The 13,933-nt window shown below is 74.9% G+C and carries 9 protein-coding genes and 1 pseudogene; 3 read left to right on the plus strand and 7 right to left on the minus strand.

The window, feature by feature from the left end; translation table 11 throughout:
- Window positions 1-135: 135 nt before the first annotated feature.
- The 3 genes and pseudogenes from eccE to ACEZDG_RS37310 all read left to right on the plus strand — a co-directional run.
- Window positions 136-1,449 carry a type VII secretion protein EccE gene (gene eccE, locus ACEZDG_RS37300; protein WP_380519303.1) on the plus strand — a complete coding sequence of 438 codons (1,314 nt, stop codon included), beginning with the start codon at window positions 136-138 and terminating at the stop codon, window positions 1,447-1,449.
- Window positions 1,446-2,198, plus strand: coding sequence for a hypothetical protein (locus ACEZDG_RS37305; protein ID WP_380519305.1), 753 nt, complete (start codon window positions 1,446-1,448; stop codon window positions 2,196-2,198). Before eccE ends, ACEZDG_RS37305 begins: the two co-directional genes overlap by 4 nt.
- A 473-nt stretch (window positions 2,199-2,671) precedes the next feature.
- Window positions 2,672-4,225 (plus strand): annotated as a pseudogene (locus ACEZDG_RS37310) (MinD/ParA family ATP-binding protein); the annotation flags it as partial.
- A gap of 48 nt (window positions 4,226-4,273) precedes the next feature.
- Here ACEZDG_RS37310 and ACEZDG_RS37315 read toward each other — a convergent pair.
- The 7 genes from ACEZDG_RS37315 to infB all read right to left on the minus strand — a co-directional run.
- Entirely contained in the window at window positions 4,274-5,206 is a 933-nt protein-coding gene (locus ACEZDG_RS37315; protein ID WP_380519307.1) for a bifunctional riboflavin kinase/FAD synthetase, read from the minus strand.
- A gap of 36 nt (window positions 5,207-5,242) precedes the next feature.
- Window positions 5,243-8,137: a serine protease gene (locus ACEZDG_RS37320; RefSeq protein WP_380519311.1), complete on the minus strand. Its 2,895-nt coding sequence runs from the start codon at window positions 8,135-8,137 to the stop codon at window positions 5,243-5,245.
- A 118-nt stretch (window positions 8,138-8,255) separates the two neighbouring features.
- Window positions 8,256-9,164 carry a tRNA pseudouridine(55) synthase TruB gene (gene truB, locus ACEZDG_RS37325; RefSeq protein WP_380519314.1) on the minus strand — a complete coding sequence of 303 codons (909 nt, stop codon included), beginning with the start codon at window positions 9,162-9,164 and terminating at the stop codon, window positions 8,256-8,258.
- Window positions 9,165-9,192: 28 nt separating this feature from the next.
- Entirely contained in the window at window positions 9,193-10,269 is a 1,077-nt protein-coding gene (locus ACEZDG_RS37330) for a DHH family phosphoesterase (protein ID WP_380519317.1), read from the minus strand.
- Between the two features lie 2 nt (window positions 10,270-10,271).
- On the minus strand, window positions 10,272-10,736 hold the full coding sequence (rbfA, locus tag ACEZDG_RS37335; protein ID WP_380519320.1) for a 30S ribosome-binding factor RbfA: 465 nt from the start codon (window positions 10,734-10,736) through the stop codon (window positions 10,272-10,274).
- Between the two features lie 117 nt (window positions 10,737-10,853).
- Window positions 10,854-11,150: a DUF503 domain-containing protein gene (locus ACEZDG_RS37340; RefSeq protein ID WP_380519323.1), complete on the minus strand. Its 297-nt coding sequence runs from the start codon at window positions 11,148-11,150 to the stop codon at window positions 10,854-10,856.
- A gap of 122 nt (window positions 11,151-11,272) precedes the next feature.
- A partial coding sequence (gene infB / locus ACEZDG_RS37345; protein WP_380519326.1) for a translation initiation factor IF-2 occupies window positions 11,273-13,933 on the minus strand: 2,661 nt, incomplete at its 5' end.

The raw sequence follows: 13,933 nt of genomic DNA on the forward strand, positions 1-13,933 counted from the left end.
GAGAGGTTGACCCGGGGGATGCCAAGCCAGACCGTACGACCGCGCGCGCCACATCCTGACGGACCGTCCGCCGGACGCGGCTCCAGGCGCGGGGGTCGGGCCCCGGTCCAGGCTCCGGTCCAGGACGCGGTCGCCGTGCGCTCCGGGCCGCGCGGGCCGGTGCAGGTGGCGGTCCGGCCCCGGCCCGGGCTGCTGGGGCCGCTGCGGCTGCCGCAGCTGGTCCTGGTCGAGACTGCCGCGGCGCTGGTGGTGATCGGCCTGGCGACCAACAACATGGTGCTGGCGCCGTGCGGCGCGGTCGCCGTGCTGCTGGTGCTGCTGGCGCTGGTGCGGGTCAACGGACTGTCCGTGCCGCAGCTGCTGCGGGCCCGCGCGGGCCTGCGGGCCCGGCAGCGGCAGGCCGCGGTCGGGGTGGACCCGGAGACGGATCCGGCCATGGCCCCCGCGCTGGAGTGCGAGCCGGCCCTGCGCACCGTGCTGCACACGGTGGAGCTGGAGGGCGGCGCCACCACGGTCCGGCGCGAGCGCCGGGAGATCGGCATGATCGGCGACGGCACCTTCCTCAGCGCGGTGATCCAGGTCGAGGCCCCGGACGGACCGCTGCGTCCGGCCAGGGGCACCCTCGGGCTGACCCTGGACCTGCTCGCGGACGGGCTGCAGGTCGACGATGTGACCGTGGACGCGATCCAGGTGGTGCAGTACAGCCAGACCGCCCCCGCGCCGCACCTGCCCGAGCAGTCGCTGGCCGCGCGCGGCTACCGCGAGCTGCCCTTCGGCTCGACCACCCCGGGCCTGCGGCTGACCTGGGTGGCGGTCCGGCTCGACCCCGAGCTCTGCCGCAGCGCGGTCGCCGCGCGGGGCGGCGGCCAGACCGGCGCCCGCAAGGCGCTGCAGCGCGCGACCGACCAGCTCGCCAGTCGGCTGATCGGCGCGGGGCTGCGGGCCACGGTGCTGGACCCGGCCGGACTGGTGTCGGCGGTCTCCACCGCGACCTGCGGCAACCCGCTGCGGACCGGCGGACCCGGTGGCAGCGCCGGCGGCGCCAACGGCGGCGGCCGGACCCGGCGGACCGCCGAGACCGCCCGGGCCTGGCGCTGCGACGACCGCTGGAACACCACCTACTGGGTCGGCAACTGGCCCAAGCTGGCCGGTCAGGCCGGTCAGGCCGGGCCGGGGAACGGCGGGATCGCCTCGGGCGAGCTGGTCAACCTGCTGACCGGGACGCCCGCGCTGGGCAGCACCTTCAGCCTGACGGTGCGTCAGGCCTCGGCCGGGGCAGTGGCGGTGACCGGGCAGGTCCGGGTGACCGCCCGCGGCGAGAGCGAACTGTCACAGGTGGCACGGCAGTTGGAGACCCGGGCGCGCAGCGCCGGGGTCGGCCTGGTCCGGCTGGACCACGAGCAGGTTCCGGGCGTACTGGCGACACTGCCCCTGGGAGGGACGCGATGAGCGGCGGAACGGTGGCGGTCGACGGACAGCGGCGCGGCGGGGTCGGCCGGGTGCTGGCCGGCTTCGGCCTGCACGGGCCGCGGCGGGAGCAGCATGTGCTCACCCGCGAACAGCTGCGGGCGATGTCGCTCCCGGTCGGTGACGACGGCGTGGTGATCGGCACCGACGGCCGGGGCGCTCCCGCGGTGGTCGGCCTGTTCCGCCCCACGGCCTACGACGTGGTGCTGGTCGGCGGCGTCTGGACCGCGCAGCTGATCGCCCTGCGGGCGGCGGCGACCGGCGCCCGGGTGGCGGTGGAGACCGGACGGCTGCAGAACTGGGCGCCGGTCGCCCAGGCGGCGGGAGGCGGACAGCCCTGTGTGACGGTGCACCCGGTCGGCCGGATCGGCCCGCAGGGCGCGTCCGTGTCCGCCCCGGTGCTGGTGGTGCGGGACTGCGGCGCCAGGCCGACCAGGAGCCGGCTCTCGGCCGGGCCCTGGCAGACCACGCTGACCCTGCTCCCGTTCCTGGGCCCGGGCGCGGAGCGGCTGCTCACCGGCGCGGACCTGGTGGGCGTGCAGCGGGTCTCCCCGCAGGAGGCCGAGCTGGCCGGCCGGGTGCTGGCGCTGCCGGACGGCGAGATCGACGCCCTCTCCGCGCTGGGGGACGGGGTGACCCTGTGGGCGAACCGGCGCCGGCGCGGATTCGTGCAGAGCGGGCCGACCGCGGTGGAGGCGCAAGTCCTCGGCCAGGCCCGGCGGGTGGACTGAGTCGGGATCCGGGTAGGAGGAGGACCTGCCGGTGCCGCGGAACAGGTGACTAGGCTGGGGTGCAATCGAGGCGGACGAGAGGGACAACAGCAGTGACGAGCGATCGCGACGGCGTCTACGTCGGCGACCAAGCGCCGGACGAGGACGAGGAGTGGTCGGACGCGCCTGAATACACGCCTCCGGCCTGGTACACCCAGAACGCCCAGCAGGTGGGGGCGCCTGTTGCCGCGCCTGCGCCGGTGCCGATGCCCGTACCTGTGCAGACGCCGGCGCCGGTGCCCACGCAGACGCCCGCGCCGGTACCCGGGCCAGGCCCGGTGCTGGCGCCACCGGCGGCGGGGACGGACCCGGAGTGGACGGAGCACACGCCCGCGATGGGAGTGCCCCGGGTCACCGAGGCGCCCGCGCCCGGGCCCGCCCCCGCGCCCGCTGCGGAGGCGCATCCGGCACCGGCCTTCGGAACGCCGGCCTCGCCGCAGCCGGAGCAGCAGCCGCAGCCGGACGCCGAGCCGGAGCCCGACTCCGCGGCCGAGGCCGCAGGCGTGCCCGTGGCCGAGCCCGCGGCTGCCGCCGAGCCCGCGTCGGCGGAGCCGGCCGGGCAGCCGATCGCGCAGGCGTACCGTCCGGCGACCGGTGAGGTCCCGGTGCCGCCGCCGGTCCAGGCCCCCGCACCGCAGCCGTGGACTCCCCCGCAGCAGCAACCGGTGGAGCAGCCGCAGTGGGCTCCCCCGCCGGTGCAGCCGCAACCGCAGCCGCAGCCCTGGGGGCAGCCGCAACAGCCGGTGAACCAGCCGCCGTGGGCCGGGCAGCAGCCACCGCCGCCGCAGCAGCAGCAACCGCAGGGCGATCCACAGCAGCAGCCGCAGCAGCCTTGGGCACCGCTGCCGGTGGAGCAGCAGCAGTGGGCGCCGGCCGCGCCGCCGGTGGATCCGCGCCAGGGCGGCTGGCCGCAGCAGCAGCCGCAGCCGGGCGCTCCGCTGGGCTACACCGCCGCGGTGGAGCTCTCCTCGGACCGTCTGCTGCGCCGGCAGCCGGAGGAGCGGCGGCAGCCGTCCAACCGGTTCCGCTTCGGCGGTAAGGCCGCGGAGGCGGACCGGCAGCAGAAGCTGGCGATCATCCGCACCCCGGTGATGAGCTGCTACAAGATCGCGGTGATCAGCCTCAAGGGCGGGGTCGGCAAGACCACCACCACCACCGCCCTGGGCGCGACGCTGGCCTCGGAGCGGCAGGACAAGGTCATCGCGGTGGACGCCAACCCGGACGCCGGCACGCTCGGGCGGCGGGTCCGGCGGGAGACCGGGGCCACCATCAGGGACCTGGTGACCGCCATTCCGCACCTCAGCAGCTACATGGATGTGCGCCGGTACACCTCGCAGGCGCCGAGCGGGCTGGAGATCCTGGCCAACGACGTCGACCCCGCGGTGTCGACCACGTTCAACGACGAGGACTACCGGCAGGTCATCGGCTTCCTCGGGCGGCAGTACCCGATCGTGCTGACCGACTCGGGAACGGGCCTGCTCTACAGCGCCATGCGCGGTGTGCTGGACCTGGCCGACCAGCTGATCGTGGTCTCCACCCCGAGCGTGGACGGGGCCAGCAGCGCCAGCACCACGCTGGACTGGCTGTCCGCGCACGGCTACGCGGATCTGGTGCAGCGCAGCATCACGGTGGTCTCGGGGGTGCGCGAGACCTCGAAGATGATCAAGATCGAGGACATCGTGGCGCACTTCCAGACCCGCTGCCGCGGGGTGGTCGTGGTGCCCTTCGACGAGCACCTGTCGGCCGGCGCCGAGGTCGACCTGGCCCGGATGCGGCCGAAGACCCGGGAGGCGTACTTCGACCTGGCGGCGATGGTGGCCGCGGACTTCCCGCGGACCCAGCCGCAGCCGATGGGCTGGCAGCCCCAGGGCGGGCCGCCGCCGCAGCAGGGGTACCCGCCGGTGCAGCAGCCCCCGCAGCAGCAGCCGCAACAGCCTCAGCAGGGGTGGGGGCCGCCGCCGCCCGGGTACTACCCGCCGCAGCAGTAGCAGGGAGGGAAGGGGAGGGGGCGGAACCGCGCCCCCTCCCCTTTCCGCTCAGTCGGTGAGTTCGCGGGCCCGCTTGACGTCGTCGGCCATCCGGTCGAGCAGGGCGTCGATGGAGTCGAACTTCTCCATGCCGCGCAGGTACGCCAGGAAGTCGACGCTGACGTGCAGTCCGTAGAGGTCGAGGCCGACCCGGTCGATGGCGTACGCCTCCACGGTGCGGGCGGTGCCGTCGAAGGTGGGGTTGGTGCCGACCGAGATCGCGGCGGGCATCAGTTCCTGATCGGCCGTCAGCCAGCCCGCGTAGACGCCGTCGGCGGGGATGGCGGTGTGCGGCAGGGTCTCCACATTGGCGGTGGGGTAGCCGAGTTCGCGTCCGCGCTGGGCGCCGCGGACCACGATCCCCTCGACCCGGTGCGGGCGGCCCAGCACCTCGGCGACGCCGGCCACGTCACCCTCGGCGACCAGGCGGCGGGCCAGGGTGGAGGACAGCGGGGTGCCGTTCGCCGACTCGACGGTGAAGTCCGCGATGTCGACGGTGAAGTCGTAGCGGGCGCCCAGCTCGGCGAGCAGCGCCACATTGCCGGAGGCGCGGTGCCCGAAGCGGAAGTTGGAGCCCTCCACGATCAGCGTGGTGTGCAGCGCGTCCACCAGGATCCGCTGGACGAAGTCCTCCGGCGAGAGCTGCGAGAAGGCCAGGGTGAACGGGATCACCAGGACCGCGTCGACACCCAGGGCCGCCATCAGTTCGGCCCGGCGCGGATGCGGGGCCAGCAGGGCGGGGTGGCTGCCGGGGCGGACCACCTCGCTCGGATGCGGGTCGAACGTCACCACAACAGAGCGTGCGCCCAGCTCACGGGCGTGTTTGATGGTCTTGTTGATGATCAGTTGGTGGCCCCGGTGCACCCCGTCGAAGGAGCCGATGGTGACGACGCTGCGCCCCCAGTCCCCGGGGACTTCCTCCAGGCCATGCCAGCGCTGCACCCTGACCGCTCCTTGTTTCGCTGTAGCTGTTGACCCCTATAGCCTGCCATGCGGCTGATCGCTGCCCTGCATTGGCTCGTGCCGCGGCAGCGCCGAACGGAGTTCCCGGTGCAGCGGGGTGGGGCCGCCGAGGGCTCCGGCGAAGGCGTCGCGGACCGGCCCGGGGTGCTCGGCGAGGTCGTGGACGAACCGGAGCAGGGTGGCGTGCTCGGCCGCTCCGTGCCGGATCCGGGCGTCCAGCCAGGCGGCGACCGGGGCGGCGGCCTCGGGGTGCTGGGCCAGGTAGTCGGTGACCAGCCGGGCCGCCGCGGTACGGGCCCGCGGCGCCTGGGTGCTGCCGAGGGTCTGCAGGATCGCCGCCGCCTCCTCGCCCGGCTGGTGCAGCCGGGTCCGGTAGCCGGAGAGCACCAGCGTGGGATGGCTGTCCAGGGCCGGGGCGAGCGACCGCGGGGTGAGGTGGGGGTCGGCCGCGGCATAGCGGGCCACGGCGGCCGGGAGGTGCCGGGACCGGGTCTCCGGGTCGGCGACCAGCAGGGTGAGGGCCGCGCCGTGCAGCTCCGCCTCGGTGGGACGGGCCAGCAGGGTCTCCGCGGTGAACCGCAGCAGGGCCCGGTCCGGGGCGGTGGCCGGGGTGATCGCCGGGGCGTGCACGGCGGCGGCGACATGGCGTTCCGGGCGCGGATCGTGCGCCCAGCGGTCGACCGCGCGGCAGAGCGCGGAGGGCTCGATCACCGCCAGTTCGCGGAGCAGCGCGTCGGCCCGCGGGTGCGCCGCCGCCACCAGGGCCTCGGCCAGGTCGTCCAGGGCCACCCTGCGGTGGCCGCGCAGCAGGTGCAGCGCGCTCGCGGCGAACTGCTCGTCCTGGAGCCAGCGGCAGAGCGCGGGAAAGGCGGTCGACGGGTCGGCCCGGAGCAGTGCGGCCACGGCGTCCAGCGGCGCCGGGTCGCCGCCCCTGGCCAGCTCGCGCAGCAGGTCGAGCCGGATCTGCGTCGGCAGCGGCAGGGCGCTCCAGAAGGCCAGCGGCACCGGGGGCGCCGGGTGCGCCGACATCCGGGCGGCCAGCGAGTACAGCAGCGGGAGCTGGGCCTCCGGCTCCGGGAGCCGCAGCAGCAGCGAGCAGAGCAGGTTCAGCGCCCACCAGTGGGACGGGCTCTCCGGCGCCGCCGCCTCGGGCCCGTCCAGCCGGAGGACGAGCCGGCTGAGGAACGGTTCGGGGTCGGCCAGGCGCAGCAGCGCCTCCCGGACCGGCCCGATCCGGTGGTGCGGCACCGGGATGCCGGCCGGCGGCGGCTGCGGCGGGGGCACCGGGGTGGTCCGCGGGCCGCCGCGGCGGTGGGACGGCGCCGTCCGCGGCGCGGGCGAGTCGTCCAGCAGGGCGTCCAGGGCGGCCGGCAGGTCCAGGTGCACCCCCTGGATCCACTCGGACAGCTCCTCGTGGGCGAAGCGGTAGCCCTGGCCCGCCGGGACGATCAGCCCCTCGGCGAGCACCGCCGGGCCCCAGGCGTCGGGGAAGATCTCGTCGAAGTCGGCGTACGAGAGCGCCCCGCTGCCGGGTCCCAGCATCCGGCGGGCCGCCTCGTGCACCCGGCCGGCCGCGGCGGTGGCCGTGCGGCGGTCCGGGTGGGCCAGCCGTTCGGCGATCCGCAGGCAGGCGAAGTCGACGGTGGCTTCCAGTAGTTCGGCCCGACTGGGGGCGGCCTCGGGGACCGGGAGCTCGGCCAGCAGGCGCAGCGTGAGCGGATGCCGCGGCCCGGGCCGCAGGCCGAGCCGGCGGGCCAGTTCGGCGGCCGGCTCGGGCGGCAGGTCGCCGAGGCGGTGCGGGGGCTGGACGTCCTCGGCGGAGAACTGCTGCTGCTCCCAGAACTCCGGGCGGCAGCCGATCAGCAGCCGGGCGCCGGTGCGGCGCAGCAGCCGTCCGGTCCCGGCGCTCCAGTCGGCCAGGGTCGGCAGCAGGGCGGCGGGCATCTCCTCCGGGCGGTCCAGCACGATCAGCAGCGGCCGATGACCTGCGGTGGCGAGCCGGCAGGCCCGTTCGGCGTCGGGGAGCACCCGGTTCACCGCGTCCAGCAGCGAGGTGTCGTGCGCCCGCAGCTCGGCGCCGCGCAGCCACACCGTGGGCAGCCGGGTGGCGGAGCCGGCCCGGCGCAGCGCGACGGCGGCCAGCTCGGTGGTGAGGCCGCTGCCGGGTTCGGCCAGCACGGCCTGGATCGGCCGGTCCTGGGTCCAGTCGGCCGGCGGGGCGTCGGCCCGGTCCACCCGCGGTCCGACCAGCGGGGCGAGCGCGGAGGTGGTGGCCGCGGCGAGCTCCAGCACCCCGGCCAGGTTCAGCGCCCGGCCGTAGGCGGGGACCGAGACGGCGTTGCGGGACAGCAGGTCGGCGACGGCCGGGTGCCCGACGGCGGTGCGCAGCGGGACGGCGAGCACCGCGCCGCGCCGGTGGCTGCGCAGCGCGGCGGTGGCGACGGCGACCACCGCGCCGGTCTCGGCGTCCAGCACCGGCGCCCCGGCCAGCTCGACCGGCAGGCCGTGCGGCGCCTGGTCGATCTCCAGCAGCCAGACGTCGGCGACCAGGTGCCAGCGCTCGGCGGCGGCGTAACGGGCGGTCACCAGGCCCGCCACGCCGCCCTGCAGGGTGAAGCCGGGTCCCGGCAGCTGGATCAGCCGGGTGCCCTGGCCGCCGCCGAGCGGCAGCGGCGGCAGCACCGCGTCGGTGCGCAGCAGCGCGAGGCCGTACTCGGGCAGGGCGGTGATGTCGTCGGCGGTGAGCCTGCGGACGGCTCCGCCGGGCCAGGTGAGCAGCAGCGCGGACCGCCCATCCACCACCTCGTGGCTGGTCAGCAGGGTGCCCTGGTGGTCCACCGGCACCGCGAGACCGTGCTGCCGCCCGCTGGTGTCGGACACCCGCACCAGCGCCTCGTCCACCCGCCGCACCGCATACCCCCTCCGGGAGAAGACGGGGAGAGGGTGCCCAGGCGGGGGCGCGGATGACCGGCGGTGCGCTCGTGCACCCCCGGTTCACCCCGCGCGCTCGCCCGGAAGAGTGAACAGGTCAGACGAAGACAGCGAGGGACTTGGCCTTGCCGCCGCGCTCCTCGATCAGGGCGAGGAAGCGGCCGTCCGGGTCGAAGACCGCGATCGGCTCGGTGGCGTCCAGGCCCGGGGCGTCGATGCGGACGCCGTTGACCAGCAGCCGGGCCTGCTCGGCGTCGACGTCCCAGCGCGGGAAGGCCGCCGCGGCGGCGTCGGCGATGGGCAGCACGGCGTCGGCGAAGGAGTCCTCCAGCGCGGCCAGGGTGTGCGATCCGGCGACGGTGTACGGGCCGACCCGGGTGCGCCGCAGCGCGGTGAGGTGGCCGCCGGTGCCGAGCCCCTGGCCCAGGTCCCGGGCCAGCGCCCGGATGTAGGTGCCGGAGGTGCAGTCGACGGTGACGTCCAGGTCGACCAGCGGGGTGCCGCCCTCGGCCAGGGCCTCCCGGCGGGCGTGCACCTCGAACCGGGAGACGGTGACCGGGCGGGCGGCCAGCTCGACCTCCTCGCCCTCGCGGACCCGGGTGTAGGAGCGTTTGCCGTCGATCTTGATGGCGCTGACCGAGGAGGGCACCTGCTGGATGTCCCCGGTCAGCGCGGCGATCCCGGCCGCGATCCGCTCGTCGGTGGCCCCGGCGGTGGAGGCGGTGGCGGTGACCTCGCCCTCGGCGTCGTCGGTGACCGTGGCCTGGCCGAGCCTGATCGTGGCCTCGTAGGTCTTGCTGGTCAGCGCCAGGTGGCCGAGCAGCCGGGTGGCCCGCTCGCAGCCGATCACCAGGACCCCGGTGGCCATCGGGTCCAGCGTCCCGGCGTGCCCCACCTTGCGGGTGCCGGCCAGTCGCCGGATCCGGGACACGACGGTGTGCGAGGTGATGCCCGCGGGCTTGTCCACGATGACCAGCCCGTCGGGGCCGGTTCCCTTGCGCTTCAACGATCAGACCTTCGACTCAGAAGTACGGTCAGTGGGGCGGGAGCGCGTCGCGGAACCGCGCGACGGTGGTGTCGACGGTGCTGTGCGAGGTGAATCCGGCCGCGTAGACGTGGCCGCCGCCGCCCAGGGCCCCGCAGGCCGCGGCGACGTCCACCGCGCCCTTGGAGCGGGAGGAGCCGCGCAGGCTGCCGTCCGGGTCCTCCTTGAGCACCAGGGTGACCTCGGCCTCGGACGCCTTGCGGACCACGTCGATCAGGCCCTCGATCTCCTCCGGGAGCACCCCGTGCGCGGTCAGGTCCGCGTACGGCACCCAGGTCCACACCAGGCCGAGGCCGTCCGCCGCCCCGCGTTCGAGCACGGCCCGGTCCAGGGCCGCGGCCAGCACCTTCAGGTAGCCGAAGGACTGGGTGTCCCAGAGTCGGCGCGAGATCAGGTCGTGCCGCAGGCCGGTGGCCAGCAGCCGGGAGGCCAGCTCATGGGTGGCCGGGGTGGTCGCGGCGTAGCGGAAGGAGCCGGTGTCGGTGGCCACCCCGGTGTAGAGGCAGGTGGCGATGTCCCGGTCCAGCGGGACGCCGAGCCGCCGCAGCAGCTCGTCCACCAGCACCGCGGTGGCCGGCGCGGCCGGGTCGATCAGCTGGTACGTGCCGAAGCCGCCGTTGGACGCGTGGTGGTCGATCACCACGGCCGTGGCGGCGGCCTCGGCCCGGGAGCGGAGCAGGCCGAGCCGCTGCGGGTCCGCGACATCGAAGGTGATCAGCAGTTCCGGCCGCTCGGGCACCGCCGAGGCCGGGACCAGCAGGTCCTGGGCCGGCAGGAACTCCAGCGAGCCGGGCACCACCTGCGGGTCGTCGCCGAAGGAGACCCGCACCTCGATGCCGAGCGAGCGCAGCGCGATGCCCGCGGCCAGCGCGGAGCCCAGCGCGTCGCCGTCCGGCAGGACGTGGCAGACCAGGTCGACCGAGGAGGCGCCGCGGATCGCGGCCAGCACCGGCTGCCAGTCGCCGTCGGTGAGCCCGGGCGCCTGCTCGCTGCGGGGGGACGGCAGTACGGGGGCGCCCGCCGTCATCGTGGCAGGCGCCCCCGCAGCCTGCTGACCGGCCGACACGGTTACTCGTCCTCGGCTTCGTCGTCGGCGTCCAGCCCGTCGTCGTCCTCGCCCGGCTTGCGGTACGGGTCGGCGTCGCCGGCGTAGGTCTTGCCGACCGCGACGCTGCGGACCTCGGCGTCCTGCTGCCTGGCCTTGATCAGCAGGTCGTCCAGCTGCCGCGCGGTGTCCGGGATGGCGTCGGCGATGAAGGCCAGGGACGGGGTGAACCGCACCCCGGTCTGCCGGCCCACCTCGGTGCGCAGCACGCCCTTGGCGCTCTCCAGCGCGGCGGCGGTGGCCGCACGCTCGGTCTCGTCGCCGTAGACCGTGTAGAACACGGTGGCCTCACGCAGGTCACCGGTCACCCGGGTGTCGGTGATGGTCACGAAGCCCAGGCGCGGATCCTTGATCCGACGCTCCAGGGTCTCTGCGACAACCACCCGGATGCGGTCTGCGAGCTTGCGTGCCCTCGCGGTGTCGGTCACTGGTCCTCCTCGTGCTGTGGGCTCGATCGCCCCATGGTCTGGGGCAGCCCCTTGAACCCCGGGCCCGTCCACAAGGTACCCGGGTGCACCCACCTAGGGATGCCATGTCTGATTGTCCTACTCGTCTTCGTCGTCCCGCAGCCGCCGGCGTGCCGCCAGCAGCTGGACCTCGGGACGCCCGGAGACCAGGCGTTCGCAGCTGTCCAGGACCTCGGTGACGTAGGACACGTCACCGGAGACCACGGCCAACCCGATCTCGCTCCGGCGATGGAGCTCCTGGTTTCCGGTCTCGGCAGCACAGACGCTGTACTTGCGCTGCAGTTCGGCCACGATGGGCCGGACGATCGAACGCTTCTCCTTGAGCGAATGGACGTCGCCGAGAAGCAGGTCGAAGGTCAGTGTTCCCACGAACATGTGTGACAGGTCACGCCGACCTGTGAGGCCTCAAAGGTGTGTACGAGGGGCCAACGGTACAGAACGCGGCCGGGGCCGGTCGACACCATTCGTCGACCGGCCCCACCCGTGCGTGCTGAGCCCTACGCGCGCGGCTTCTCGCGCATCTCGAAGGTCTCGATGACGTCGTCCACCTTGATGTCGTTGAACGACCCCAGGGTGACACCGGCCTCGAAGCCCTCGCGGACCTCGGTCGCGTCGTCCTTGAAGCGGCGCAGGCCCTCGATGGTGAGGGACTCCTGCACCACCTTGCCGTCGCGGATGAGACGGGCCTTGGCGTTGCGGCGCAGCAGGCCCTCGCGGACGATGACACCCGCGATGTTGCCGAACTTGCTGGAGCGGAAGACCTCGCGCACCTCCGCGGAACCGAGGCGCACCTCCTCGTACTCCGGCTTGAGCAGGCCCTTGAGCGCCGCCTCGATCTCCTCGATCGCCTGGTAGATGACCGAGTAGTACCGGACGTCCACGCCTTCCTTGTCGGCCGCGACCCGGGCCCGCCCCTCGGCGCGCACGTTGAAGCCGATGATGATGGCGTCGGAGCCCATGGCCAGGTCGACGTCGGACTCGGTGATCGCGCCCACGCCGCGGTGCAGGATGCGGAGCTCGACCTCCTCGCCGACATCCAGCTTGACCAACGCGTCTTCCAGTGCCTCGACGGAACCGGAGACATCGCCCTTGATGATCAGGTTGAGCTGCTGGATACCGCCGGCCGCGATCGCCTTGTCCAGGTTCTCCAGGGAGATCCGCATCGGACGGCGGGCGAACATGGCGTTGCGGTCACGGGCCGAACGCTTCTCCGCGATCTGGCGCGCGGTGCGGTCGTCGTCGACGACGATGAAGCTGTCGCCGGCGCGGGGCACCGAGGTGAGGCCGAGGAGCAGCACCGGACGGGACGGGCCCGCCTCGGTGACGTTCTTGCCGTTCTCGTCCAGCATGGCGCGGACGCGGCCGTGGGCGTCGCCGACGGCGATGGAGTCGCCGACCCGCAGCGTTCCACGCTGGACCAGGACGGTCGCCATGGCGCCGCGGCCCTTGTCCAGGTGGGCCTCGATCGCGATGCCCTGGGCGTCCTGCTCCGGGTTGGCGCGGAGGTCCAGCGAGGCGTCGGCGGTGAGCACGACGGCCTCCAGCAGCGCCTCGATGTTGAGGCCCTGGCGGGCGGAGATGTCGACGAACATGGTGTCGCCGCCGTACTCCTCCGCGACCAGGCCGAACTCGGTCAGCTGACCGCGGACCTTGGTCGGGTCGGCGCCCTCGACGTCGATCTTGTTGACCGCGACCACGATCGGCACACCGGCGGCCTGGGCGTGGTTCAACGCCTCGACCGTCTGCGGCATGACGCCGTCGTTGGCCGCGACCACCAGGATCGCGATGTCGGTGGACTTGGCACCACGGGCACGCATGGCGGAGAACGCCTCGTGGCCGGGGGTGTCGATGAAGGTGATCCGGCGCTCCTCGCCGTTCACCTCCGCCGCCACCTGGTAGGCGCCGATGTGCTGGGTGATGCCGCCGGCCTCGCCCGCGACCACGTTGGTCTTGCGGATCGCGTCGAGCAGGCGGGTCTTGCCGTGGTCGACGTGACCCATGACGGTGACCACCGGCGGACGCGAGACGAGCATGTCCTCGTCGCCCTCGTCCTCGCCGAAGTCGATGTCGAACGACTCCAGCAGCTCGCGGTCCTCGTCGTCACGGCTGACGATCTCCAGGACGAAGCCCATCTCGTCGGCGAGCAGCTGAAGCGTCTCGTCGGGAACGGACTGGGTCGCGGTGACCATCTGCTCGAGGTTGAGCATCACCGAGACGAGCGCGGCCGGGTTGGCGTTGATCTTCTCGGCGAAGTCGGTGAGGGACGCACCGTGCGACAGCCGGACCGTCTGGCCGTTGCCGCGCGGCAGCATCACGCCACCGATCGACGGCGCCTGCATCGACTCGTATTCCTGACGACGCTGGCGCTTCGACTTGCGCCCACGGGCCGGACGGCCGTTCGGGCCGCGGCCGAAGGCGCCCTGCGTGCCGCCACGGGCACCGGGGCCGCCGGGACGACCGCCGAAACCACCGGGACGGGGACCGAAGCCGCCGCCGCCACCGCCACCGCCGCCGCCACCCGGGCGACCGGCGAAGCCGCCGCCGGCCGGACGGGCGCCCGGACCGGCCGGACGGCCCTGGAAGCCGGGACGCGCGCCGCCGGCGCCGCCACCCGGACCGGCCGGACGGGCGCCGGGGCCACCGGGGCCACGGCCGCCGGGGCCGGGACGACCGGCACCGGGGCCGGGAGCCGGACGCTGCGGCATCATGCCCGGGTTCGGGCGCGGCATACCGGACGGGGTCGGCCCACCGGGACGCGAACCGCCCTGCGGACGCGGCATCCCACCGGGAGCCGGACGGTCGCCGCCGGGACGCGGAGCGCCACCGGGACGGTCGCCGGACGGACGGGCCGGACGGTCGCCCGCAGGACGCGGAGCGCCCGGACGGTCGCCACCGGGCCGCGGGGCGCCGCCGGCCGGACGGTCACTGCCCGGACGGGCCGGACGGTCGCCGCCGGGACGCGGGGCACCCGCACCGGGAGCCGGACGGTCGGCGCCGGGCCGCGGAGCGCCGGAGCGCTCGCCGCCGGGGCCGGCCGGCCGGGCGCCGGGGCGCGACATGCCGGTGTTGCTGGACGTGAAGGGGTTGTTGCCCGGACGCGGACCGGCCGGACGGGCGCCCGGGGTCGCGGCGGGACGCGGCGCCGGAGCACCGGGACG

This window comes from Streptacidiphilus alkalitolerans, assembly GCF_042511045.1.
GTDB classification, from domain to species: Bacteria; Actinomycetota; Actinomycetes; order Streptomycetales; family Streptomycetaceae; genus Streptacidiphilus; species Streptacidiphilus alkalitolerans.

What these genes read in the sequence shown, in the direction of transcription:
- ACEZDG_RS37305 (WP_380519305.1), top strand. Translation starts at nt 1,446, where the DNA reads ATGAGCGGCGGAACGGTGGCGGTCGACGGACAGCGGCGCGGCGGGGTC.
- ACEZDG_RS37340 (WP_380519323.1), bottom strand. Translation starts at nt 11,150, where the DNA reads ATGTTCGTGGGAACACTGACCTTCGACCTGCTTCTCGGCGACGTCCAT.